Below are 23,817 nucleotides of genomic sequence, written 5' to 3'. Positions count from 1 at the left end.
CCTTACTTAAGCAAACGGGTTAAAACTTAAGAAAAGTACCGGAAGTCGTGGCCATCTTCGATGCGGAACAGCGTTTCGTAGATGAGCTTAATTACATTCTCTACGTCGTCCTGGTGTACCGTCTCTACAGTGGTGTGCATGTACTTCAGCGGCAAGGAGATAAGTGCCGAAGCTACACCGGCGCCAGCGTAGGCGAAGGCATCGGTGTCCGTGCCGGTGGCGCGGGTAGCGGCGGCACGCTGGAAGGGCGTTTCGGTTTCTTCAGCCGTCCGGATGATGAGGTCGCGCAGGTTGTTCTGCACGGCTGGGCCGTAGGTGATTACCGGGCCTTTGCCGCAAGCTAGGTCGCCGGCCGTCTTCTTCTCGTACATCGGCGACTGGGTGTCGTGAATCACGTCGGTGATGATGGCGGCGTCGGGCATGATGCGGTGCGCAATCATTTCCGCGCCACGCAAACCGATTTCTTCCTGCACCGCATTCACGATGTAAAGGCCGAATGGCAGCTGCTTTCCCTCTTCCTTTAATCGCCGAGCAACTTCGGCAATCATGAAGCCGCCAACTCGGTTGTCGAGCGCGCGGCCTACGTAGTACTTGTTGTTCAGCACCGAGAACTCATCCTCAAACGTAACGACGGAGCCTACGTGCACGCCCATTTCTTCGACTTCCTGCTTTGATGAGGCGCCGCAGTCCAGGAAGATGGTTTCGATCGTCGGAGCTTTATCCTGATCGGGTTTGCGTACGTGGATGGCCGGCCAGCCAAACACCGCCTTCACCATGCCCTTGGCCGTGTGAATGTTAACCCGCTTAGAAGGCGCAATCAGGGCATCAGAGCCGCCGTTGCGACGCAGGTAGATGTAGCCTTCCTTCGTGATATAGTTGACGAAGTAGGCAATTTCGTCGGCGTGGGCCTCAATCACGACTTTGTACTTCGCATCCGGGTTGATAACCCCAACGGCAGTGCCATAGGTGTCAACGAAATACGTGTCAATGTAGGGCTTAAGGTAGTCGAGCCATAGTTTCTGGCCTTCTTTCTCGAAGCCAGTAGGCGAAGGATTATTCAGGTATTTCTGAAGAAACTCAAAAGATTCCGGACGCATATAGAAAATCTAAGTTGAAAAGCCTGTGAAATTAGTAACAGCCTAGGCAGGAACAGGCATACCCCATTCCACCCAGTCTTCGCGAGTAGGGCCATATACCCCAGGTACCCGCAAGCCGGCCTGACGCATCAATACGGTCATTTGCCCGCGGTGGTGAACCTCATGGCGAATCAGCAGCGACAAAATAAAACGCTTCGTCATCACGTCACCGTACATCGGAACCTCATCACCTAGCTGATCGTCGGTCCAGCGCTCCTCTACTATGGCGGCCACTTGCTTCGCTAAGCGCGCGTACGTTTCGCCAAAAGTGGCGGCTGAAGTAGGCACAGGCTGGTTTTCTAGCTCATTATTATCTAGCAAGCCTGCATTGTGCGGCATCTCCGTCAGGGTCTGCACTACGTGCCAAGCTAGCTGACCTAGGGTCCGGCCTTCGGCCGTGATAGGCTGCGTGAGCGAAGAATCTGTGAGAGCCTCTAGCACCTTGCTGGTAGAGGCCGTTTCCATTTGCCAATCGGCTAGGAAGTCTGAGATGTGGCGGTACATACTAAAGGGATTGTTAATAAAGGAAGAGGCCTGCTAATTAGAGCGGGATGTTGCCGTGCTTCTTCCGTGGCATTGTGTCTACTTTGTTTTCCAACATCTTAAGTGCCCGGATGAGTTTTTGGCGCGTTTGGGCTGGCACAATCACTTCATCCACGAAGCCGCGGTGCGCCGCCCGGTACGGCGTGGCAAACTTCTGCTGGTACTCGTCTACTTTTTCCTGAAGCTTGGTCTCCGGGTCTTCGGCCTGCGCGATTTCGCGCTTGAAGATGATTTCGGCGGCTCCTTTCGCGCCCATCACGGCAATTTCGGCCGTAGGCCACGCGTAGTTCATATCGGCGCCAATGTGTTTGGAGTTCATCACATCGTAGGCGCCGCCATACGCTTTGCGGGTAATGACGGTAATACGCGGCACCGTAGCTTCGCAGAACGCATACAGCAGCTTGGCGCCGTTCGTAATAATGCCGCGCCACTCCTGATCGGTGCCGGGCAGGAAGCCGGGCACGTCTTCCAGCACCAGCAGCGGAATATTGAACGCGTCGCAGAAGCGCACAAAACGCGCAGCCTTTGTGCTCGCATTAATATCGAGCACGCCCGCCAGTACGGCCGGCTGGTTGCCCACAATACCGATGCTCCGCCCACCTAGCCTAGCAAAGCCAACTACAATGTTCTCGGCAAAATTCTGGTGTACTTCCAGAAACGAGCCCGCATCAATCACGCCGTGAATGACGTCACGAATGTCGTAGGGCTGGTTGGGGTTTTCCGGGATGATGTTGTTCAACTCGGGCCGTAGCTCGTCACCTTCGGGTGAGTAGGGGAGGGCTGGGGCAGTTTCCTCGCAGTTCTGCGGCATGTAGCTCAGCAGCTGTTTGATGTTGTTGATGCAGACCACCTCATTAGCACAGGAGAAATGCGTTACGCCGCTCTTGGCCGAGTGCGTGCTGGCACCACCTAGCTCCTCGCTGGTCACGTTTTCGTGCGTCACCGTCTTCACCACGTTCGGTCCGGTCACGAACATATAGCTCGTGTCCTCTACCATTAGGATAAAGTCAGTAATAGCGGGCGAGTACACCGCCCCGCCTGCACACGGCCCCATCACGGCCGATAACTGCGGCACTACACCCGAGGCTAGAGTATTCTTATAGAAGATATCAGCATAGCCACCTAGGCTCACCACACCCTCCTGAATACGCGCCCCACCCGAGTCATTCAGACCAATAACGGGTGCGCCGTTCTTCATAGCTAGGTCCATGATCTTCACGATTTTCTCGGCGTGCGTCTCGCTCAGGGAGCCGCCAAAAACGGTGAAGTCCTGCGAGAAGACGTACACCAAGCGGCCGTTCACGGTGCCGTAGCCCGTCACAACGCCGTCACCTAGGTAGTACTCCTTATCTAAGCCAAAGTCCTTGGAGCGGTGCATTACAAACTTGCCGATTTCCTCGAACGAGCCTTCGTCCATGAGTAGATCTATTCGTTCGCGGGCGGTGAGCTTGCCTTTTTTGTGCTGAGCATCTATGCGGGCCTGGCCGCCGCCGAGCAGCGCTTCGGCATTCTTGCGTTCAAGGGCTTCAAACTTACCTAGGTGCGCTTCGTGGTTCGATTGAGACATGCGAAATGGGGTGGGGTAAACGAGATTTTCAAAGGTAACCGAACGATACAAAAAAAGCCGCACCAGATTTGGTGCAGCTTTCCGTCTTATCTGTATAGAAGCGTGAAGACCGTCATTTCGACTAATGGAAAAAAGATGGTTTACATGATGTTTCGTGGGGGTAACCTACACATCACAATACCTAGCATATCCAGGTGCTCCACAGATATATCTGCTCATCCACGAATTCATGCTTGAACTCGGAGGCATATTCCATAGATAGATTTTGTACCCGAATAGCAGCACTACCGCAGCCGTTTGTACGATAATTGCTATTGGGTTGCGATAATACATCTAACTAAAAAAGAACTGATGACAAGATTTGGATTAATATCAATATTGATGGTTTTTATTTCAGTTTATGGGTTTGGACAATCTAATAAGAACAAGGGATTAAGAAGTGAGTTAATTGGGGGTTGGGAATTCTCTGAATTAAGAGACGATAAAGGGAACAAGGTTGACACCATTTGGCATAATGTACCAGGGCTAGGCAAAAAGGGGTGGGAAATTCCAAGAGGCCCTTTAATGGTCTACAACGCTAACGGAACTTACTCGAAGCAATTTACACCCAAAAACATTGATACAGGGGAATGGTACTATGACGAGAAGAAAAAAGAAATAAATCAAACATTATCATATCCAAAGCCATACAGTGCAGCAGCTCAGTATCTAATTGATAAAGGCCACGCAAAACAAGATAGAAATGGTAGCTACTATGAAGTGATCATTGATAAGATTGTTGAACTTACAAATGATACATTAATAATACTTGAACGAGAAGGCCGACAGAGAATATTTATCAAAAAGAAATAAAAATTCCAGCACAATAATGTCCATAGCTTATAGCGGGTAAAATTATAAATTCAAGGTCTCTAGCTTTTAGCCAAGTTCGTCACAGGTAGATAGGAAAGTGTTTTGAAAACGACTACAAGCCATATAAGGAACTGTTAACTACACACAAATTTCTTAAACAAAAAGGCCGGCTCCTTTTCAGGAACCGGCCTTCTAGTATTTAAATCAACTTAAGTTATTCGCCCTTTTTTCCTTCTGGCGACTCGGGTGCCTCTTCGGGGCGCTCGTCACTAGCTAAGTTTGGGGTTTCACCGCTTTTGCTCACGGCGAAGGTTAGTTCTTCAGCGCCTTCCGTGTAGTCGGCAGTGATGACATCACCTTGTACCACTTGAGCCTTCAGGATTTCCTCCGCAATCGGATCCTCGATGTACTTCTGGATAGCACGGTTCAGCGGACGGGCACCAAACTTCGGATCGTAGCCTTTCTCAGCCACGAAGTCCTTAGCGGCTTCGGTCAACTCTACGCGGTAACCTAGAGTCTGAATGCGGCCCAGCAGCTTCGCCAGCGAGATGTCGATGATGCGGTGGATGTCTTTTTTCTCGAGCGAGTTGAAGACAATCACATCGTCCAAACGGTTAAGAAATTCCGGCGAGAAGGTCTTGCGCAAGGCATTGGTGATGGTGCCTTTCGTAATCTCATCCATGTTCTCGTTCCGAGCTTTAGTGCCGAAGCCGATACCAGCGCCGAAGTCCTGCAAGTCGCGGGCTCCAATGTTGGAGGTCATGATGATGATCGTGTTACGGAAGTCAACCTTACGACCTAGGCCGTCCGTCAAGATACCGTCGTCGAGCACTTGCAGCAGCAAGTTGTACACATCGGGGTGAGCTTTCTCAATCTCGTCAAGCAGGATGACCGAGTATGGCTTGCGGCGGATTTTCTCCGTCAACTGACCACCTTCTTCGTAACCCACGTATCCGGGAGGCGCGCCAACCAGGCGCGATACGCTGAATTTCTCCATGTACTCACTCATGTCGATACGCACGAGTGAATCCTCCTTGTCGAAGAGATAGGTAGCTAGCACCTTAGCTAGCTCCGTCTTACCTACACCCGTTGGACCTAGGAACACGAACGAACCAATTGGCTTCTTCGGATCTTTCAAACCAACGCGAGTACGCTGAATAGCTTTCACAAGCTGCGCAATAGCCTTGTCCTGACCGATTACTTTGCCCTTCAGCTCGTTACCCATGTTCAGCAATTTCTCGCCTTCGTTCTGAGCAACACGGTTCACGGGGATGCCGGTCATCATGGCAATAACTTCTGCCACGTTTTCCTCTTTCACGGTGTACCGCTTCTTCTTGGTCTCGTCTTCCCAGTTCTTCTTGGCCGTGTCGAGTTGCTCCAGAAGCTTCTTCTCCTTATCGCGGAGCTGAGCAGCTTCTTCGTACTTCTGCGACTTCACCACGCGGTTCTTTTCCGACTTGATGTTCTCAATCTGCTCTTCGAGCTTCAAGATATCTTCGGGAACCACAATGTTGTTGATGTGCACGCGGGCACCAGCCTCGTCGAGAATGTCGATGGCTTTGTCTGGCAAGAACCGGTCGCTCATGTAACGATCCGACAGCTTCACGCAAGCCTCAATAGCTTTGTCGGTGTACAGTACATGGTGGTGATCCTGGTACTTGTCTTTGATGTTGTGCAGAATCTCGATGGTTTCTTCCGGCGTGGTTGGGTCAACCATCACCATCTGGAAACGACGAGCCAGGGCACCATCCTTCTCGATGTACTGACGGTACTCATCAAGCGTGGTAGCGCCAATGCATTGGATTTCGCCGCGAGCCAGGGCAGGCTTGAACATGTTCGAAGCGTCGAGCGAACCCGAAGCACCGCCAGCGCCCACGATGGTGTGCAACTCGTCGATAAACAGAATCACATCAGGCGACTTCTCCAGCTCGTTCATCACCGCCTTCATGCGCTCCTCAAACTGACCACGGTATTTGGTACCAGCCACCAGCGAAGCTAGGTCGAGCGTAACGACACGCTTACCGAACAGCACGCGCGAAACTTTCTTCTGGATGATGCGCAAAGCTAGGCCTTCAGCAATAGCTGTTTTACCAACACCAGGCTCACCAATCAGGATTGGGTTATTCTTCTTGCGGCGGCTCAGAATCTGGGCCACGCGCTCAATTTCTTTTTCACGACCTACGATAGGGTCGAGTTTGTCTTCCTCAGCTAGCTTCGTAAGGTCACGGCCGAAGTTGTCGAGCACCGGGGTGCGCGATTTTTCGCCGGGCTTCTTGGCTGCTGCGCCGCTGCCACCGGCACCACCGCGACCGGCGTTGCCGCCAAACAGGCGGTCGTTGTCGTCGTCATCGGCCTCGGGGCCCGACGTGGGATTATTAGCGGCATTGCCGTGATAATCCAGCGAGTCACGCACAGATTCGTAGTTCACGTTGAATTTGCTAAGGATTTGAGACGAGATATTGTCTTCATCGCGCAGGATCGACAGCAGCAGGTGCTCGGTGCCGATGATTTCGCTCTTGAAGATTTTGGCTTCCAGATAGGTAATCTTGAGGACTTTCTCGGTTTGCTTGGTCAGCGGGATGGAGCCGGTAATGCTCGTTCCCTGCGTAGCCGTATTGCGAGTGGCTTGTTCCAAGGCGTACTTCAGCTCCTCTACCGATACACCCAGTTTCTTGAGTAATCCAATAGCAGTGCCTTCGCCTTCGCGAATCATGCCCAATAGCAAATGTTCGGTACCGATATAGTCGTGCCCAAGCCGGATGGCTTCCTCCCGACTCAGGGAGATGACCTCCTTGACACGATTTGAGAATTTAGCTTCCATGCAGATAAGGTAGTGAAGAAAAAGGGAACCCCGCAAGTGCGCCGAAGCGATTTTCGAGCGGGTTGGGCCGATACAACCTGAAAACAGGATAAGTCGGGCGAAGGTTCGAGGGCGGTGGTGAAGCTACACGAGAAACCCACCGGCGGCTGGTCCTTGCATGAAAAGCAGGTCCAGGATGCTTAAGTTGGGTACAAAACGTGCGCCAAAGGACTGTGGGTAGGGTCGAACCCTGCCAGAGTCGGACATCCTGTCAGGTTCGGAGTCGGAAACACCTTTCGGTGTCAGCCAATCGCGCCGGTCGCGCACGGCTGTGGGATCGTAGGAGGGGTGATACTCAGTGGTGAACTCCACGGGAATTCGCATCCGAAGGCAACGCAGATAAAAATACAACAGGGCTAGGTTAAGGTCAAATAGGAGCGGAATCTTCTTTACGTAAATATCGTGGAGATAGTCGGCGTAAAATTCAAAATACGGTGTGCCGCCGTACGCGGTTTGGAGCGTCCGCCAGTGTTGATGCACCCAGTTCTGCCGATAGTCGATTTCCAGCGCCGCAATGCCCACTTTTTCGCTCCGGTTGCCATCAACAACCGGCACCGTGAGCGGCTTCACGCCCTGCGCCGTCAGAATCAGGCAGCGGTTGCGGTATGTTTGCTTGCGGTAATGCTCTTTGCTCTCTAGTAACAACGAATCAGCCCCTATAAGTTCGGCGAAAAACGTTGCGGGCGGATGGTACTGCGCTTCGAATAAAACGGGCATTTCGAGGGAAATGTGGAGTTTTGAATGTTGGGTGTTGAATGGGGCTAGCTAGGTTCGTTGCCGGCCTCATGGGTGCAAGTACCGACACTTTGTCTTATTCCTGTCATATACCTAGGTTTTTGTATTCCTATGCGTTTGCTGCTTCTGTTATTTCTTGGGTTAATCGCCTCAACGGCGCAGGCTGCTACACCTCAGTTGCTACTCGACGTAGCCCGCTTCCGCAACCAGGACCAGACGGTGAAAGGCGCCGAAGTGGAAATCTACGTGACGGTGCCAAGCCAGTCGCTGACGTATAGGCAACGGGCGCCCAAAACGTTTCAGGCTGCCGCTACCGTGACGCTGGAAATCCTGAAAGCTGACGGCAAGCCTGCTTACCAGGAAACCATCACGCTGAAGCCGCCCGTGCTCAACGATACTACGGCAGCCATCAAAAACCCGCTGAGCTTTCAGAAGCGAATCGTGCTACTGGATGGTAGCTACACGCTCCGCGGCCGGGTGCGCGACCAGTACCACGCCGGCGCGGAAGGAACTGCCGAGATGCCGCTGGTGCTTCAATCAGCGGGCAAAGGCACTGCCTTGAGCGACCTGGTGCTGCTGGCGCGCCCCGCCGCAAAGTCGCCGGGACAGAACAATTTTACGCGGGGCGGCTACTTGCTGACGCGCACACCCGGCGGCATGTACACGCGTGGCGCTAACCAGCTTTACTTCTACGCAGAGTTATACCAGGCACCGCAAAGTCAGAAACTGAGCTTGCGGTATCATCTGCAATCGGAAGAAGGAGCTGCCGCCGATGCCGAGGCATCTCTGGATAACGTAGCTGCTGGAAAGCCGACCACCATTCTTGGCGAGTTGCCGCTCGGGCCGCTGCCAACCGGCAATTATACCTTAACCGTTGACGTGCTCGACGCTCGGAAACAAGTGCTGGCTTCTCAAACGGCGCACGTTCGTCGGGAAGCCGAAACCTACGCGCCAGCTGGCGCCGCTGTGCCTAAATGAGTAACGTATCTGCTTCTTTCCCGTGGTATTACCGACCGCTTTCGTGGCTGCTGATGGGCTTGGCCAGCCTGCCTTTGGCCGTGCTCTACGTCATAGCCGACGGCATTTACCTGTTGCTGGCATACGGCCTGCGCTACCGCTGGAAAGTCATAACCGAAAACCTAGGTAAGGCCTTTCCGAAAAAATCGGCGGCGGAAGTCGAGCGTTTGGGGAAAGATTTCTACCGGCACTTTTCCCAAGTAGTTGTCGAAATCCTGAAGCTACAGACGATTTCGGCCGAAGAACTGCGGCGCCGAGCTAGGTTTCAGAACCCGGAAGTGATGGAAAATGCATTTCAACAGGGCCGCACGGTGCTTTCGTTAGGGTCGCACGCCGGTAACTGGGAGTGGATTTTGTCGTCGGCCGCCACATATTTTCCGGGCAAGTCGCACGGGGTTTACAAGCCGCTTAGCAATAAGTTCTTTGAGTACTTCATGCGGCGGCTGCGCACGCGGCTAGGAGCGGAGCTGGTACCGATGCGCGATACGCTGCGCGACATGATCCGGCAGCGCGGCCAAACCCGCACCTTAGCTTTGCTCACAGACCAAGCCGCGGGCCCCGAGGATCAACCCTACTGGACCGACTTCCTGCACCAGGACACTGGCTTCTACACCGGCGCTGATCGGCTTGCGGCCCGCTTCCAGTGCCCGGTACTTTACGTAGGAATTCGGCGGGTGCGGCGCGGCTATTACGATATTATCCTGACTGAATTGTACGATGGTGTATCGCCAATCGGAGCTGATGAGCACTTTATCACCGAAGCCTTTGCCCGCCAGCTAGAGCGTGATATTCAAGCCGCACCGGCCGAATACTTATGGTCGCACCGCCGCTGGAAACACAAGCGGTGAGGTGGTGAAATGGTGAGGTGGTGATTTGCTTTTTTACTCACAATCTCACCACCTCACCATTTCACAGATACTGCTCGATGTCGCCGGCGCCTTGGCGGACGATGTCGAAATCTTCGTTGGTGCAGTTGACTACGGTGCTGGCGATGTTGTTGCCGTAGCCGCCGTCGATAACCAAGTCAACCAAGGAGCGGTATTTCTCGAAGATCAGGTCGGGGTCGGTGGTGTACTCCAGCAGCTCGTCGTCGTCGTGGATGGAGGTGGTGACGATGGGGTTACCTAGCTCCCGCACCAAACCCAGGCAGATGTTGTGGTCGGGCACGCGAATACCGACCGTCTTGCGCTTCACGCCGCCGTAGCGTGGGGCTTTGGGGCTAGCTTCGAAGATGAACGTGAACGGTCCCGGCAAGGCTTTCTTGAGCACTTTGTACACGGGCGTTGTGATGCCGTGGGCATAGTCGGTGATATTGGCCAAGTCGGAGCAGATAAAGGAAAGATTCGCTTTGTCAGGATGAATCCCTTTGATGCGGCACAGCTTTTCCACCGCTTTAGCATTGAAAACATCGCAGCCCAACCCGTAGATCGTATCGGTTGGATAAATAATAACGCCTCCGTTGCGCAGCACTTCCACGGCCTGCAACAATCGGTTTAGGGGCGGATTATCGGGATGAATGCGAAGCAGTGTAGCGGCCATAGGAAGAGGTAAATAAAGAGTGAAAGGGAAAGGCTCAGAAGCTGTGTGCCCGCGGAAAAGTACGAGGCCAGCACCTAAAATAAAGAGTATTCATTCGCACGTTGGGCTTCTTAGGTTACGGTTGGCGCCGATTTATGGCTGGAAACCAACCTAGGTTATAGGCGTGCGTGCCGGGCCAGATACAGCCCAACCGCAAAACCGACGCAGATTGCTGTACTTTTGAAGCGGCAAAAAGTATTGTTGGTTGCCCACCTTCCGTTTTCACCGCTTTCTTTCCGAAATGGCTCAACCGCCTCGCATCGACTACAAAGCCAAAGCCCTTCGCCGCCGCCGAATCTACGCGTACGTAACGGGCATCATTGGCTTGTTTCTCGTCACGTTCTCCTACTATTTCTACCAGGTTTTCTACACGCCCAACGTTGAGACGAAAGGCCAGCCGACCTTCGTGCTGGTGCGGCGGGGCGAAACGGCCAAAGCCGTGCTGGACTCCATCGACGCTACAAACGTGATTGTCGATCGGCTGTCGTTGCGCTTCGTAGCGCGGCTGATGAAGTACGACAAGCTCGTGAAGCCCGGCCGCTACGAGCTGAAAGACGGCTACACCAACCGCGAGCTGATCAACGACTTACGCAAAGGCATTCAGTCGCCGCTGAAGCTCACGTTTCAAAATATCCGTCTGCGCTCCGACCTAGCCAAGAAGCTCAGCACCACCATCGATGCCCGCCCGAATGAGTTCGACAGCCTGCTCAGTAGCCCGAGCTACACCAGCAACCTAGGTTTCGACACCACGAGCATCCTGACGATGTTCATCCCGAACACCTACGAGCTGTACTGGAACACCTCGGCCGAAAACCTCATGCAGCGCATGAAGAAGGAATACGAGAAATTCTGGACCCCCGAGCGCGACGCCAAGCGTGAGAAGCTAGGTCTGACGCGCGCCCAGGTGAGCACCCTGGCCAGCATCGTGGAAGCCGAGCAGCAGCAGCACGCTGATGAGCGCCCGCGCGTGGCCGGCGTGTACCTCAACCGCCTCAAGCGCGGCATGAAGCTCCAGGCCGATCCAACGGTGGTGTACGCCAATAACGACTTCACTATCAAGCGCGTACTGAACGTGCACCTAGCCAAGGATTCGCCCTACAACACGTACATGTACAACGGCTTGCCGCCCGGACCCATCAACTTGCCGAGCATCGCCAGCATCGACGCCGTGCTCGACCCCGAGCAGCACAACTACCTGTATTTCTGCGCCAAAGAGGACTTCAGCGGCTATCATGCCTTTGCGACTAACGAGGCCGCTCACCTCGTCAATGCTAGGCGCTACCAAGCCGCCCTGAACCGAACGGGGATTATGCGGTAAATGGAAGGGTTGAGTTTTGAATGTTGAGTGCTGAATTGAGTAATGTACTTGCGTAAAACATGCTCATTCAGCATCAGCCACCTTCGTTTAAAAACTCAACATTCAACATTCAACACTCAACATTTTAAAAATGTACTCCTACGACACCCACATTCGCGTCCGCTACGCCGAAACCGACCAAATGGGCTACGTGTACCACGGCAACTACGCTGCGTACTTTGAGGTGGCCCGCACGGAAGCCTTTCGGCAGCTAGGTATTCGCTACAAAGACCTGGAAGCCGATGGCGTGGGTATGCCGGTAGGGGAGTTGCGCACGCGCTTCCGCCGCCCCGCCCGCTACGACGATTTGCTGACCGTGCGTTTGCTGCTGCGTCAGCCGGGCGAAGGTTCGCGGGTGTTGTTTGAGTACGAAATCTACAACGAAGCCAACCAGCTGCTCACCGAAGGCCACACGCTGATGGTGTTCGTGAGTACCGCCAACGGCCGGCCGGTGCCAGTGCCGGCTGATATTCAGGCTAAGCTAGCACCCTTCTTCACGGACGAGGAAACCGCCGGGCCAACCACGCCACCCGCCAGCAGGCTACCCGCCGATGCGCCTGCACCCGCCGCGTTTCTGAAGGACAACGAACAATGAGTAATGAACAGTGAACAATTGCCAAAGAGCAGTTGTCAGAAAGATAAGAAGCGCAGCAGTGGCCTGCCTGTTCATCGATAACTGTTAACTGTTAGTTGAAAATGCGTTTGCCCGTTCGTCGTTACCACCTGCCCGACGTGCGTCGCCGCCGTTCTTATCGCAAGTTTATTGTGTGGCTCAAGCGCTTGCGTTTCGGTCGCGGCCGGGCTTCCGTGTACGATGTAGTCGACCGGATGATTCAGGAGATAAAGCTGGATAGCGTCACGAAGCGAGCCAGCTACATGGCCTTCAACTTCACGGTAGCGCTGTTTCCCACGATTATCTTCTTGTTCACACTCATTCCGTACATCCCCATTCCGAATCTGAATGTGGACATCCTGCAGTTCCTCGGCGACCTGATGCCGCGGGAGATGTACGCTGCTACCGCCACCACCATTGAGGATATTGTGAACATCCCGCACGGCGGTTTGCTGTCGTTTGGTTTCCTGGCGGCGTTGGTGCTGAGTTCCAATGGCATTATGGCCCTGCTTGATGCCTTTGAAAAGAAATACCCTTCGTTCAAGCGGCGTACTTATCTACGTAAACGCGTCATTGCCACGCTGCTTACCATTGTATTGTCGTCTGTACTGTTGGTAGCAGTAGCCGGCATCTTCTTTGGTACTTACATCATCGATGCCTTGGTGTTCAGTGAGATAGTGCCCGAGCAGTTTACCTCACAGCTCATCACTCTGATTAAGTATGGTTCGTTGGTGGGGCTGTTTTTGCTCACTACCTGCCTGGTATACTACTACGTGCCGCCGGTGCACAACAAGTGGCCGTTCATCTCAGTAGGGGCCATCATCGCTACGCTGCTCATCTTCGTGGTGTCGTTTTTCTTTATCCTCTACGTCAAGATATTTGACAGCTACAACCACTTTTATGGCTCCATCGGTACGCTGGTGGGCTTTATGGTGTGGCTGGATTTCGTGTGCATGACCCTGATCCTAGGTTTTGAGGTGAACGTAAGCATCGATGCCGTTACCGGTCGTCTCAAGACGGTTATGACTGATAATAAGGCAGTAGCAGTAAGCCAAGGCTAGGGTAGGAGTGCAGACCGAAAGTTTTTGGAAGAAAAAATGCGTCTTTCTTCTTGTTAATTATCCATTGGCTCTTACTTTTGCCGTCCCCAAACGCACTCAATTTGGGGCTTTAGAGAGGTGGCAGAGTGGTCGAATGCGACGGATTCGAAATCCGTTATACCGGCAACGGTATCGGGGGTTCGAATCCCCCCCTCTCTGCGACGGTGAAATAAGGAGTTGGTGAACTAGTGAGTTTGTCGTTCAGCGACACTCGCCATTTCGCAAACTCACCAACTCACCTCATAGAGGAGTGGCAGAGTGGTCGATTGCGGCGGTCTTGAAAACCGTTGAGGGTTAAACCTCCGGGGGTTCGAATCCCTCCTCCTCTGCAAAAAGCCCCGTTTCCAGCTTGGAAACGGGGCCTTTGCTTTTTAGGGCTACCTAGCTTTCAGATGCTGAAACTCACGCAACGGTTGAGCCTACAACTCTGGATTTGCTTTCGCGTACAGCTAGTGATTTTCCTATATAAGGAAGAACAGCAAGCGTTGATCCTAGGCTCAAGACTTAGGTATTGAAGCTTGTTACATACGCGTTCTGCCCTGTCATTTCATGTTAAAACGGCTGTTTTGGGTCTTAGCTTGGTTGGTATTTGTGCCAGGGTCGGCGTCTGCCTATTCCGTGCTCACGCACCAAGCGAATGTTGATTCCTGCTGGGATAAATGCATTCTGCCGCTACTGGAACGGCATTACCCCCATGCTACTCCCGAGCAGCTGCTCGATGCCAAAGCTTATGCTTATGGAGGCGCCATTATTCAGGATATGGGCTTTTATCCATTTGGGTCCAAGCTGTTTACCGACCTGACGCACTACGTACGAAGCGGGGATTTTGTCCGCAACCTGCTCGACGAAGCGCGCAATCGGGAGGAATATGCGTTTGCCTTAGGTGCCCTGGCTCACTACGCCGCCGATATCAGCGGGCACCCCGAAGGCACCAACCTAGCTATGGCTTCCGTGTACCCGGAATTGGCCGTGAAATATGGCAAGTCCATCACCTACGAAGAGGCGCCTAAGCAGCACACCCAGCTGGAGTTTGCCTTTGATGTGGTACAGGTGGCCGCTGGCCGCTACCGCACCGAGAGCTACCACAACGCCGTGGGCTTCAAGGTGAGTAAGCCGGTGCTGGAGCGCGGATTTGAGAAAACGTATGGCCTGCCGCTCGGTAAGGTTATCGCCAACGTCGACCTGAGTATTAGCAGCTACCGGCTGTCGGTGAAGGAGCTGATTCCGACAGCAGCGCGGGCGGCTTGGCACTCGCAGCGCAAAGAAATTCGGCGGCTCAGCCCACGAGCACGCCGCCGCGACTATATGTACCGCCAGAATAAGCGCGCTTTTCAGCGTGAGTTTGGCGCCGACTACGAGCGGCCGGGCTTTGGCGCCCGCTTGTTGTCGAAGCTGGTGAAAGTGCTACCGAAAATAGGGCCATTACAGCCATTTGCCTTCAAGCTGCCGACGCCCGAGGCGCAACGCTTCTTCCGACAAAGCTTTCAGAAGGTGATGACCTCGTATTGCACGCTGTTGGAGCACGAGCCGACCGACACGCTGGCAACGGGACCTAGGTTGCCCAACACCGATTTCGACACGGGCCACGCAACGAAAGTAGGGGAGTACCCGCTGGCCGACCAGACCTACGGCGAGCTGTTGCGCAAGCTGGCCGACCGGAAGTTTGAGAATATGCAGCCCGAGCTGCGCCAAAATATTCTAACATTTTACGACGCTAAGCCCAAGCCGCCGGTAGCGGAAGACGAGAAAGAAGCCGACACGATTCGGCAGACGCAGGAAGCTTTGAAGGAACTACGAGCATTGAAAATGCCGAAAGGTTAGAGAATTGTTGAGTTTTGAATAATAAATTCTGGTCTGCCAGTCTTCGTGTATACACGTTCTTAACTCAACATTCAAAGCTCGATCCTTCTTACGGCTGAGCGGCTGTTTCCTGCACCAGGCTGCCGCTAAGGCGACGCAAAGCTAGCTCTGCCTGCTTGGCCTGGAAGCGAATATCCAGCAAGCGCGTAGCCGCGGCAATCTGGCTGAGCTGTGCCTCCCGCAACACGATGGGCGTGAGCAAACCTAAGCGGTAGCGTTCCAGCGCAATGGCCACGTTCTGACGAGCTAGGGTAATATTATCTTCTTCTAGCTGAAGTAGTTGTAATCGATTTTGGTATTGGGCAAACGCCTGCGCCGCCTCGGTAGAAAGGCTCAGATTAGTTTGTTCTAAAGCTAGCTGGCTTTGCGATTCCGCTACGCGAGCGTTCTGCTCTAAGCGCCGGTTATTGAACCCATTAAACACGGGCAAGGCAATGGTGAAGCCGTAGTTCGGGCCGTACACGCGGTTGGTATTGGTCGTGACCGTCGAAATAGGGTCGCCGGTGTTGGTACGCGAGTTCAGAATAAAGTTATTGTTGATGTTGCGCGTCAGGCCGTAATTGCCATTCAGGTCGAGTCGCGGAAACCGGCTGGCACGAATCAGGCGGCGGTCATAATTGGCAATCTGTAGCCCTACGCGCGCCTGCTGCAAGCGCGGATTCTTCACCGCAATATCCTGCTGAATTGCTTCTTGACTGAGTGAACGCGCCACCACGATAGAGTCGCTGGGGCGGAAATCGGTGGTGGGCGTACGACCTAGCAGGTTGTTGAGCGTAATCTTAGCGGTGGTTAACAGCTCTTGCTGCTGGATGAGCAAGGAGCGGTCGGCGTTGAAATCGACGCGGGCCGTAAGCACTTCCACCTTTGCACTCACGCCGACATCAACCTGCGCCTGCGTCAGGTCGATGCGCTGCTGGCCAATAGCTAGGGCTTCTTCCAGCGACTTGATTTTGCCCGATTGGCGCACCACATCATAATAAGCATTGCTGATATTTTCCACGGTTTCTTCCACCGTAGCCCGCGTAAGCTGCTGCTGACTTTGCTGTAAGGCTCTCAGACGGTCGTAGGCGATGAACATGCCGAAGCCATCGAAGATCGTCCACGTCACACCGGCATTGCCGACCAGGGCGTTTGACTGGCCACCCCGCACGACACTCGGGTTGGCGCTACCAACTTGTTGCCGCGAGTAGTTCAGGTTGTACGTACGAGTGAGGCCCGCATCAACCACCGGAAGCTGCCCGGCATTGCCCCTGGTGACGTTGTTACGGGCAATTTCCTCGTCGGTCCGCGATAGGCGAATGTCGTAGTTGTGCTCCAGCCCGAGCCGAATAGCGTCCTGCAAACTTAAAGGGGCGGCATCGGCCACGCTTTGCGGCCTAGCTAGCTGGTTCTGTTGCTGCGCCCGCGCCAAGGGCGTTAACAAGAGCAGGAGAGACGAGAGAAAAGTTAGACGGAGAGGAAAAATGGACATTGGCAAAATAAGTAGGGAGGAGCTTGGCTGACGCCTTCCTGCGGCTTTCCTTTCCTGGCTGGAAAGGAAAGCCGCTATAAGAATAAAGCTTGAAAATTTGCTGCGGAACAAACCAAAACCTAGGTCTGCTGCCAGAACCTAGGGCTTGGTTATGACTGACGCTCAGGCTGGTACTGCTTTTCGTTCTTTTTCTGGTTCGAGTTCGGGCTCGTGTTTGTGCTTTTTAGCGGAGGCGAAATACGAGTACATCACCGGCACCACAAACAGGGTGAGACCTGTTGCGAAGAACAAGCCACCGACCACGCCGATACCCATAGCCCGCCGACCTAGGGCACCAGCACCGGTTGCCAGCGCGATAGGCAGAATACCTAATACAGCGCAAAGACTGGTCATCAGAATGGGGCGGAAACGGGCCGTGGCTCCTTCAATCAGGCCGGTCATGTAGTCGGCGCCTTTCTCCACGCTTTGGTTCGCAAATTCCACGATCAAAATACCGTTTTTGGTGACAAGGCCCACGAGCATGATGATGCCGATCTGCGAGAACAGATTGAGGGTCTGGTTGAAATACCACAAGCTCAAGAGTGCACCCGACAAAGCGAGCGGCACCGTAATCATGATGATGCCGGGGTCGCGGAAGCTTTCAAACTGCGCCGCCAGAATCAGATAAATCAGCACCAGCGCCAAACCAAAGGCAAACACCAGCGACGAGGAGCTTTCCTCGAAGTCGCGCGAGGTGCCGGCCAGCGAGGTAGTGAACGAGTCGTCCAAGTTCTTATCAGCAATGGCGCGCATGGCTGCTATGCCGTCACCTAGGGTCTTGCCTTTCGCCAGCGAAGCCGAGAAGGTAGCCGAGTTGTAGCGGTTGAAGCGGTAGAGCTGCGGCGGCGTGCTCTTTTCTTCCAAGCGAATCACGTTATCGAGCTGTACGAGCTTGCCGCTGCTGCTCTTTACATTGAGTGTGCGCACGTCGAGCGGCTGGTTGCGGTCCTCACGGGCCACTTGGCCGATGATCTGGTACTGCTTGCCATTCCGAATAAAGTAGCCATAGCGCTGACCGCTGAGCCCCGCTTGCAGGGTCTGCGAAATATCCTGCACCGACACCCCTAGGCTCTGCGCCTTTTCGCGGTCGATGATAACGCGCAGCTCAGGCTTGTTGAACTTCAAGTCCACGTCCACGAAGCTAAAGGTGTTATCGCTCCGAGCGGCATCTAGAAACTTCGGAACTGCCTCCGTAAGCTTCTCGAAATCCTGCGTTTGTACGACGAACTGCACCGGAAGCCCACCGCCACGGCCGCCACCCGAGCCAATACTCTGCTCCTGCGATACCGACACCCTAGCTCCGGTCAGAGGCTTCACACTGGCAGTCAGCATGTCGGCGAGTTGCTGCTGCGAGCGTTTGCGCTGCTCGGGGTTTTTCAGGTATACCCGAACAATACCCGTGTTCACGCTCCCGCCGCCGCTGCCGCCACCGGCGGCTGTTACCGTCAGAATGTTGTTGGAAGCCGCGCCAGCGCTATCCAGCACCACGTTGTAGAGTTGGGTAATAAAGCCATCCATGTACTCGAAGGAAGCCCCTTCGGGTGCCGTGGCCGAGATGCTGACGCGGTTGCGGTCTTCAATAGGAGCTAGCTCGGAAGGCAGACTACCCATAAAGAACCAGATGCCCACGCCCGTAAGCGCCACAATGACCCAGGCAAATGCACGGTTGCGGAGAAAACTTTCCAACGCGCTACGGTAGCCGTTGGTCATGGCTTCGAAGAAGGGCTCGGTCTTGCGGTAAAACCAGTTGTGTTGCTCCTGCTTCTTCAGCAGCTTCGAGCACATCATGGGCGTGAGCGTGAGCGACACGAACGCCGAAATCAGCACCGAACCGGCCAGCACAATACCGAATTCGCGGAACAAGCGCCCCGTGATGCCCGACAGGAACACCACCGGCAGAAACACCGCCGCCAGCACAACCGTCGTCGAAACAACGGCCAGCAGAATCTCTTCCGAGCCTTTCAAGGCCGCTTCCATAGGAGATTCGCCTTCCTCGATTCGGCTATAGATATTTTCCAGTACCACAATGGCGTCGTCTACCACAAGGCTGATTGCCAAAACGATAGCCAGCAGCGTGAGTACGTTGATGGTGAAGTTCATCACGTACATCACGAAGAAGATACCAATCAGCGAAACCGGAATAGCCACGACCGGAATAAGCGTAGAGCGCCAGTCGCGGAGGAACAGGAAGATCACCAGTACCACTAGCACGAACGCCTCGATAATGGTGTCTTCTACTTCCGCAATGGAGGCCCGGATGAAGATCGAGTTATCGAAACCCGTGATGAGCTTTAGGTCTTTGGGTAAGTCCGTCTGGTACTGCTTGATACGTTTGTTGAACTCGTCGGTAATCGCAATCTGGTTGGAGCCCGGCTGCGGAATAGCCATCACGCCCACCATCGGCACGCCGTTGCGGCGCAGAATGGTTTGGTCATTTTCCGGGTAAAGCTCGGCGTAGCCAACGTCCGTTAGCCGTACTAGCGAGCTAGGATCGTTGCGCAGAATCAGGTTATTGAAATCATCTACAGTCGACAAACGCCCCATTGTGCGCAACGAAAGCTGCGTCGTCTGGCCCTGCACGGAGCCGCTGGGCAACTCCACGTTTTGCTTGGCCAGCGCCGACTGCACATCGACCGGCGAAATACCTAGGGCAGCCATCTTCACCGGGTCGAGCCACAGGCGCATCGAGTATTTCCGCTCGCCCCACACCCGGATTTCGCTTACACCCGGAATGGTTTGCAGGCGTTCTTTGAGCACGTTGTTGGCGTAGTCGGTCAGCTCCAGCAGCGTCCGCGACGAGCTGCTCAGATAGCTCAGAACGATAGGAGAGGAGTCAGCATTGGCCTTGCTCACGATGGGAGGATCGACATCGCGCGGTAAGCGGCCCTGCGCGCCCGACACTTTGTCGCGCACGTCGTTGGCGGCCGCTTCCAGGTCCACACCTAGGTCGAACTCAACTGTGATGGTAGAAGCTCCGTCGCGGCTCGTTGAGGATAGATTGCGGATGCCCGCAATGCCGTTGATGCCTTCTTCCAACGGTTCCGTAATCTGCGACTGAATAACGTCGGCTGAGGCACCGGTGTAGCTGGTTTGCACCGTAATGATAGGTGGGTCAACGCTAGGATACTCACGGATAGCGAGATACCGAAAGCCAATAACCCCGAATATCACGACGAGCAAGCTCATCACGATAGCCAGAACCGGCCGGTTGATGCTAGTGGAGGATAAGCTCATAGATAGCTGTATTGACTTTGAAGAACGTCATGCCTCGACAAGCGGACGCTAGATGAAGCATGACAGCCTAGGTTTATTGCTTTTGAACGGACACCGCGTTGCCGGCTTTCACCTGCAAAATGCCCGTGCGCACAATCGTGTCGCCGATGGACAGGCCATCCGTAATTTGAATTACTTTATCGGAGCGAATACCAATTTTCACGGGCTGCACGGCTGCCTTGCCGCCTTTCACGGTGAACACCGTGTAGCCGCTGGCATTCGGAATCACCGCTTCTGTTGGTATTTGCAGTGCATCGGCAACCTGACCTAGCTGGAGTTTTACGCGCACGAAGGCGCCGGGGCGCAGCTCTTTGTTGTTGTTGGGATAGATGGCGCGCATAGCTAGGGTACGCGAAGCCGGGTCGATCTGCGGGTTTACAGCGTACACTTTCGCCTCGTATTCCTTGGTCGTGGCCTCGTCGGTTATCGTGATGGGGTCGCCCACGCGTACCGACTGCGCATAGCGGCCGGGCACGGTGAAGTCAATCTTCACGGGTCGTATCCGCGACAACGTGACGATAGAAGTACCCGGCGACACGTAAGCGCCCACCGAAACCGAGCGCAAACCTAGCACTCCATCGAAGGGCGCCCGCACGTTGGCTTTGGCGTAGGTGACGCGCAAGGCCTGCAAATCGGCCTGGGCCGTGAGCAGGGCATTGTTGCTTTGCTCGTATTCCTGGCGGCTGATGTATTCCTTTTCCAGCAGCGTCCGCTCGCGCTTCTCCTGATCCTGGTAAAGCTTGATATTGTACTCCTGTTTGCGCAGTTGCGCCTGAATATCAGCGGCATTAATGGTAAACAACAGCTGCCCTTTCCGAACCGGCTGCCCTTCCTGGAAGTTGAGGCTGGTGATCTTGCCCGAAATTTCGCTCTGAATGACCACTGCTTCGTCGGCGATGACTGAGCCGGTAGCGGCTACCACATCGGCCAGGCTCGTGGGCTGCACCACGTACACCGTCACGGGTACTTTGGCGTTGGCACCACCAGCACCGCTGCCCGCGCCGCCTTTTCCACCCCCGGCGCCACCTTTACCGCCACCCTTGCCGCCTTCGTTGGGAGAAGGGAAATAGCGAATCTTTACGAAAGCCAGCGCGGCAATAATTGCGAGGGAAATAACAATCCACAGCACCCGCCGCCCTGGGCGCGATTCAACTACAACCGGTTCTTGTTCTTTGACTTGCATAGAGAGGGAGTTAATCCCGAATCGATAAAATTGCTGTTTGAAAGCAGTAGAAATGGTACAACGCTAGCTTGCTCCTGCGGGTTCGTAAAAGCCTGAAACGCAAAGCTTAAGCGAAGACATCGTGGCTGATAGATTCTTAGGAAGTCGGCTGTTCTGAGTAGCAGCGCCCGATTCTGTGCAGCAGCTACCTAGGTTAGGACACAAAAAAAGCCTGCGGGTTGCAGGCTTTTTTTAAGAACTAACAGGAACGACCTGCTCCTGCTACATCGCCTTCTGGTTGATATAGCTTTTAGCTAAGTCGTTGAGTTTGGTATCCGTGTTTTGCTCTTCTTGGAGCGTCTGGCGCAGCAGCGAAGCCGCTGTGTCGTAGCCCAGGCGCTCGGCGTAGTGCGCGGCTGTGCCATAGCCTGCAATTTCGTAGTGCTCAATGCGTTGCGCAGAGGCAATCAGCGCGGCGTCTTTTACTTCGTCCGTAGCATCTTCCGACAGCGTTTCCATGCCTTCAGCTATCAGGCCCTGCATGGCTTTGCAGGTGTGGCCACCTAGGTCGATGCTGCGCTCCTGGGCAATTTGCTCCAGGCGTGTCACCTGATTTTCAGTTTCCTGCCGATGCAGTTCAAGGCTTTGCATCAGGCGCTGATCCTTGGCTTCGCTGGCCATACTGGGCATAGCTTTCAGCAGCTGGTTTTCGGCGCTGTACAAGTCTTTGAGTTGTTCTTGGAACAGATCTTCGAGGGTTTCCAGTTTTTCAGCCATGATAGGTAGGTGGGTAGTAGTAAGAAAATAAGCCAAGCTAGCTTTGGCTAACATGCCCGTTCTTTACGACCCGGAAGCGAGCAGGTTTACATAAAAAACGGGCTTTTTACTAGCGTTGAGCTTGTTTTTGCGTAGCTGCTGAGCTGTTGCAAGCGTATATTTCCAGCCTATGAAAACCCCCAAAGAACCCACCGAAGCTCACCGGAATTTCTTCAAAGATGTGCACGATGTGGTGCGCCTCGTGCCTGCGGGGCGCGTGACAACCTATGGCGCCATTGCGCACTACCTAGGAGCCCGCAACGGCGCCCGGATGGTAGGTTGGGCCATGATGGCAGCGCACCCGCTGGTAGGCCCGACGGCCGTACCGGCTCACCGGGTTATCAACCGGCTAGGGCTGCTCACGGGGCGCCAGCATTTTGCTACGTCCACAGCTATGCAGGAAGCGCTGGAAGCCGAAGGCGTGCACGTAGAAGACGACCAGGTGCAGGACTTTCAGCGTCTGTTCTGGGATCCTAGCAAGGAGCTAGCCTAGCTCCGGTTTGCCACTCAAATGACAGAGGCGTTTGGTGACTGCAAAAGGAAGCGCCAGCTGTTTATGACGGTTCTAACCTAGGTCCTTTTTTCGTAGCGTCAGGAACAAATCCTTAGCAAAGGTTACGGTGAAAGGAGACGTCGGGAGCGTATCAACCGCCAGCTTGGCGCTTTTCAGGCCGCGCACTACGGCGCCACTCGAAAAGCCATTGATCAGTTCCTCGCGTGCATTGCTCAACACTACGGTATGAGGCCACTTGGTCGTAAGCTGCCGCACTTGCGTCAGCCGATCGGCCGTGTTCAAATTGCTGAATGTACTGGTAAGAAGCTCGTCCAACAACGTGTCCATCAACACCTTCAGCGGCTTGTACCAATAGTGGAAGACGTAGTGGTTGCTGGGAACCAGTTGCGTTTTGGTAGGCAATGCCAACGAAAACCCAACTTGCTCGCTCACGATCCATCGGCTGTTCTCATACAACGTATCGATGAGCGCGCAGGTGTCGGGCAATAAGCTAGCTACCTCCTGACTCAAACCTAGCACGCCAGAATTCCACATAAACTGCGTCTTCTGGAACCGGTGTTCCTGTGAGCCAATTCGGAATGCCTGACTATCAATCATATCGATGGCCGTCTGGATTCCGTTTGTTTCCTCAGGCGGGGCACCTTGTGGTATTGACTGAGTGAAGCGCGCCTCACGCATGTGCATCAGGCTAACACCGGGTTGCAGGCGGCTCAGTAACTTGTCTGATTCAGCCACGAAAAACGTGTCAGAATCGCAGAACAGCACCCGGTCAGTGGGATAGTCCCGGAAAAGCTTTTCGATAATGGCAGCCTTAGCCCGGTGGATGTAGCGCTGTGGGCCATACATTTCCTCCAGTCCAGCCGTTGTGAGCAACACGTATTCGACCGGCAACCCAGCAAGATAAGCTGTAAAGGCTTCTGGTCGGTCGGTATAGACTACTGTCTTGCTATCTGCCTTATTACCAGCATACCATGCCCAAAAACTCAGAATGGCAAAGATGGCGCGTTTATGTTCTGTCTCCCGCCCATAAGCAAGGATGATATGCCGTGTCATATCGTGTAAATCAACAAGTGAAAGGAAACGTAGCTTTTTACTACACTGCTATAGAATATTTCAATAAAAACATGAAATACTACTATGGCAGGCAGATGGCTAAGAACAGACAAAGACCGCTCCTGAGTTCTCTGAGTATAGTTATAATTTTATGCTAGTCTGATAGCCAATAAGTTATATTTCGTATTTATCTATATACGGCCTATGGGGCTAACAAATAGTGTGTAAAGGAGCTTGTTATAACTTCACAAATGAATTTCGGGCGGCCAAG

The 23,817-nt window shown here is 54.0% G+C and carries 19 protein-coding genes and 2 tRNA genes; 10 read left to right on the top strand and 11 right to left on the bottom strand.

Features of this window, described 5'->3' with window-relative positions:
* Positions 1 to 26: 26 nt before the first annotated feature.
* Genes IEX74_RS17280 through IEX74_RS17270 form a run of 3 tightly spaced genes read right to left on the bottom strand, consistent with a single transcriptional unit; the run spans position 27 to position 3,246 of the window.
* Entirely contained in the window at positions 27 to 1,097 is a 1,071-nt protein-coding gene (locus IEX74_RS17280) for a M42 family metallopeptidase (protein ID WP_188815261.1), read from the bottom strand.
* A 42-nt stretch (positions 1,098 to 1,139) separates the two neighbouring features.
* On the bottom strand, positions 1,140 to 1,640 hold the full coding sequence (locus IEX74_RS17275) for a DinB family protein (RefSeq protein WP_188815260.1): 501 nt from the start codon (positions 1,638 to 1,640) through the stop codon (positions 1,140 to 1,142).
* Between the two features lie 37 nt (positions 1,641 to 1,677).
* The gene (locus IEX74_RS17270; RefSeq protein ID WP_188815259.1) at positions 1,678 to 3,246 is read right to left on the bottom strand and encodes an acyl-CoA carboxylase subunit beta; all 1,569 of its coding nucleotides are present in this window, start codon (positions 3,244 to 3,246) and stop codon (positions 1,678 to 1,680) included.
* Between the two features lie 351 nt (positions 3,247 to 3,597).
* Here IEX74_RS17270 and IEX74_RS17265 point away from each other — a divergent pair, with 351 nt between their 5' ends.
* Positions 3,598 to 4,098 carry an aryl-sulfate sulfotransferase gene (locus tag IEX74_RS17265; RefSeq protein WP_188815258.1) on the top strand — a complete coding sequence of 167 codons (501 nt, stop codon included), beginning with the start codon at positions 3,598 to 3,600 and terminating at the stop codon, positions 4,096 to 4,098.
* 214 nt (positions 4,099 to 4,312) lie between these two features.
* Here IEX74_RS17265 and IEX74_RS17260 read toward each other — a convergent pair whose 3' ends face one another.
* Positions 4,313 to 6,919: an ATP-dependent Clp protease ATP-binding subunit gene (locus IEX74_RS17260; RefSeq protein ID WP_188815257.1), complete on the bottom strand. Its 2,607-nt coding sequence runs from the start codon at positions 6,917 to 6,919 to the stop codon at positions 4,313 to 4,315.
* A 123-nt stretch (positions 6,920 to 7,042) separates the two neighbouring features.
* Positions 7,043 to 7,675 (bottom strand): WbqC family protein, encoded by a 633-nt coding sequence (locus IEX74_RS17255; RefSeq protein ID WP_188815256.1) that lies wholly within the window; start codon positions 7,673 to 7,675, stop codon positions 7,043 to 7,045.
* Between the two features lie 129 nt (positions 7,676 to 7,804).
* On the opposite strand from IEX74_RS17255, the gene IEX74_RS17250 reads away from it, so the two are divergent.
* Both IEX74_RS17250 and IEX74_RS17245 read left to right on the top strand, forming a co-directional pair.
* Positions 7,805 to 8,671 (top strand): hypothetical protein, encoded by an 867-nt coding sequence (locus IEX74_RS17250; RefSeq protein WP_188815255.1) that lies wholly within the window; start codon positions 7,805 to 7,807, stop codon positions 8,669 to 8,671.
* Positions 8,668 to 9,558 carry a lysophospholipid acyltransferase family protein gene (locus IEX74_RS17245; RefSeq protein WP_229755348.1) on the top strand — a complete coding sequence of 297 codons (891 nt, stop codon included), beginning with the start codon at positions 8,668 to 8,670 and terminating at the stop codon, positions 9,556 to 9,558. The genes IEX74_RS17250 and IEX74_RS17245 overlap by 4 nt, the downstream gene beginning before the upstream one ends.
* A gap of 61 nt (positions 9,559 to 9,619) precedes the next feature.
* Here IEX74_RS17245 and IEX74_RS17240 read toward each other — a convergent pair whose 3' ends face one another.
* Positions 9,620 to 10,249, bottom strand: coding sequence for an L-threonylcarbamoyladenylate synthase (locus IEX74_RS17240; RefSeq protein WP_188815254.1), 630 nt, complete (start codon positions 10,247 to 10,249; stop codon positions 9,620 to 9,622).
* A 280-nt stretch (positions 10,250 to 10,529) separates the two neighbouring features.
* On the opposite strand from IEX74_RS17240, the gene mltG reads away from it, so the two are divergent.
* The 6 genes from mltG to IEX74_RS17210 all read left to right on the top strand — a co-directional run bounded on the left by mltG (position 10,530) and on the right by IEX74_RS17210 (position 15,179).
* Positions 10,530 to 11,606 (top strand): endolytic transglycosylase MltG, encoded by a 1,077-nt coding sequence (mltG, locus tag IEX74_RS17235; RefSeq protein WP_188815253.1) that lies wholly within the window; start codon positions 10,530 to 10,532, stop codon positions 11,604 to 11,606.
* A 130-nt stretch (positions 11,607 to 11,736) separates the two neighbouring features.
* Positions 11,737 to 12,240, top strand: a complete 504-nt coding sequence (locus tag IEX74_RS17230) for an acyl-CoA thioesterase (RefSeq protein ID WP_188815252.1) — start codon at positions 11,737 to 11,739, stop codon at positions 12,238 to 12,240.
* Positions 12,241 to 12,341: 101 nt separating this feature from the next.
* On the top strand, positions 12,342 to 13,319 hold the full coding sequence (locus tag IEX74_RS17225) for a YihY/virulence factor BrkB family protein (protein WP_188815251.1): 978 nt from the start codon (positions 12,342 to 12,344) through the stop codon (positions 13,317 to 13,319).
* Positions 13,320 to 13,430: 111 nt separating this feature from the next.
* Positions 13,431 to 13,517 (top strand) — tRNA-Ser (locus tag IEX74_RS17220).
* A gap of 85 nt (positions 13,518 to 13,602) precedes the next feature.
* Positions 13,603 to 13,687, top strand: a tRNA-Ser gene (locus IEX74_RS17215).
* 289 nt (positions 13,688 to 13,976) lie between these two features.
* The gene (locus tag IEX74_RS17210; protein WP_188815250.1) at positions 13,977 to 15,179 is read left to right on the top strand and encodes a zinc dependent phospholipase C family protein; all 1,203 of its coding nucleotides are present in this window, start codon (positions 13,977 to 13,979) and stop codon (positions 15,177 to 15,179) included.
* Between the two features lie 88 nt (positions 15,180 to 15,267).
* Here IEX74_RS17210 and IEX74_RS17205 read toward each other — a convergent pair whose 3' ends face one another.
* From IEX74_RS17205 to IEX74_RS17190, 4 genes are all read right to left on the bottom strand, one after another.
* Positions 15,268 to 16,641: a TolC family protein gene (locus tag IEX74_RS17205; protein ID WP_188815249.1), complete on the bottom strand. Its 1,374-nt coding sequence runs from the start codon at positions 16,639 to 16,641 to the stop codon at positions 15,268 to 15,270.
* 210 nt (positions 16,642 to 16,851) lie between these two features.
* Positions 16,852 to 19,962 carry an efflux RND transporter permease subunit gene (locus IEX74_RS17200; RefSeq protein ID WP_188815248.1) on the bottom strand — a complete coding sequence of 1,037 codons (3,111 nt, stop codon included), beginning with the start codon at positions 19,960 to 19,962 and terminating at the stop codon, positions 16,852 to 16,854.
* 73 nt (positions 19,963 to 20,035) lie between these two features.
* Positions 20,036 to 21,184 (bottom strand): efflux RND transporter periplasmic adaptor subunit, encoded by a 1,149-nt coding sequence (locus IEX74_RS17195; protein WP_188815247.1) that lies wholly within the window; start codon positions 21,182 to 21,184, stop codon positions 20,036 to 20,038.
* Between the two features lie 261 nt (positions 21,185 to 21,445).
* Positions 21,446 to 21,940: a YciE/YciF ferroxidase family protein gene (locus IEX74_RS17190; RefSeq protein WP_188815246.1), complete on the bottom strand. Its 495-nt coding sequence runs from the start codon at positions 21,938 to 21,940 to the stop codon at positions 21,446 to 21,448.
* Between the two features lie 169 nt (positions 21,941 to 22,109).
* Between IEX74_RS17190 and IEX74_RS17185 the strand changes: the two genes are divergently transcribed.
* Positions 22,110 to 22,472 (top strand): MGMT family protein, encoded by a 363-nt coding sequence (locus IEX74_RS17185; RefSeq protein WP_188815245.1) that lies wholly within the window; start codon positions 22,110 to 22,112, stop codon positions 22,470 to 22,472.
* 72 nt (positions 22,473 to 22,544) lie between these two features.
* On the opposite strand, the gene IEX74_RS17180 is transcribed toward IEX74_RS17185, so the two are convergent.
* Complete coding sequence (locus IEX74_RS17180) at positions 22,545 to 23,546, bottom strand: hypothetical protein (protein WP_188815244.1); 1,002 nt, start codon at positions 23,544 to 23,546, stop codon at positions 22,545 to 22,547.
* Between the last annotated feature and the right edge of the window lie 271 nt (positions 23,547 to 23,817).

The sequence above is a fragment of the Hymenobacter cavernae genome (assembly GCF_014641455.1).
GTDB classification, from domain to species: domain Bacteria; phylum Bacteroidota; class Bacteroidia; order Cytophagales; family Hymenobacteraceae; genus Hymenobacter; species Hymenobacter cavernae.
Note: the sequence above shows the minus strand (reverse complement) of the source record. Positions and strands in the feature narration are given on the sequence as shown.

Excerpts from the sequence above, each read along its gene's own strand:
- IEX74_RS17180 (WP_188815244.1), bottom strand. The coding sequence starts at position 23,546 with ATGACACGGCATATCATCCTTGCTTATGGGCGGGAGACAGAACATAAA.
- IEX74_RS17200 (WP_188815248.1), bottom strand. The coding sequence starts at position 19,962 with ATGAGCTTATCCTCCACTAGCATCAACCGGCCGGTTCTGGCTATCGTG.
- IEX74_RS17195 (WP_188815247.1), bottom strand. The coding sequence starts at position 21,184 with ATGCAAGTCAAAGAACAAGAACCGGTTGTAGTTGAATCGCGCCCAGGG.
- IEX74_RS17260 (WP_188815257.1), bottom strand. The coding sequence starts at position 6,919 with ATGGAAGCTAAATTCTCAAATCGTGTCAAGGAGGTCATCTCCCTGAGT.
- IEX74_RS17190 (WP_188815246.1), bottom strand. The coding sequence starts at position 21,940 with ATGGCTGAAAAACTGGAAACCCTCGAAGATCTGTTCCAAGAACAACTC.
- IEX74_RS17240 (WP_188815254.1), bottom strand. The coding sequence starts at position 10,249 with ATGGCCGCTACACTGCTTCGCATTCATCCCGATAATCCGCCCCTAAAC.
- IEX74_RS17250 (WP_188815255.1), top strand. The coding sequence starts at position 7,805 with ATGCGTTTGCTGCTTCTGTTATTTCTTGGGTTAATCGCCTCAACGGCG.
- IEX74_RS17270 (WP_188815259.1), bottom strand. The coding sequence starts at position 3,246 with ATGTCTCAATCGAACCACGAAGCGCACCTAGGTAAGTTTGAAGCCCTT.
- IEX74_RS17230 (WP_188815252.1), top strand. The coding sequence starts at position 11,737 with ATGTACTCCTACGACACCCACATTCGCGTCCGCTACGCCGAAACCGAC.
- IEX74_RS17265 (WP_188815258.1), top strand. The coding sequence starts at position 3,598 with ATGACAAGATTTGGATTAATATCAATATTGATGGTTTTTATTTCAGTT.
- IEX74_RS17185 (WP_188815245.1), top strand. The coding sequence starts at position 22,110 with ATGAAAACCCCCAAAGAACCCACCGAAGCTCACCGGAATTTCTTCAAA.
- IEX74_RS17245 (WP_229755348.1), top strand. The coding sequence starts at position 8,668 with ATGAGTAACGTATCTGCTTCTTTCCCGTGGTATTACCGACCGCTTTCG.
- IEX74_RS17255 (WP_188815256.1), bottom strand. The coding sequence starts at position 7,675 with ATGCCCGTTTTATTCGAAGCGCAGTACCATCCGCCCGCAACGTTTTTC.
- mltG (WP_188815253.1), top strand. The coding sequence starts at position 10,530 with ATGGCTCAACCGCCTCGCATCGACTACAAAGCCAAAGCCCTTCGCCGC.
- IEX74_RS17225 (WP_188815251.1), top strand. The coding sequence starts at position 12,342 with ATGCGTTTGCCCGTTCGTCGTTACCACCTGCCCGACGTGCGTCGCCGC.
- IEX74_RS17280 (WP_188815261.1), bottom strand. The coding sequence starts at position 1,097 with ATGCGTCCGGAATCTTTTGAGTTTCTTCAGAAATACCTGAATAATCCT.
- IEX74_RS17275 (WP_188815260.1), bottom strand. The coding sequence starts at position 1,640 with ATGTACCGCCACATCTCAGACTTCCTAGCCGATTGGCAAATGGAAACG.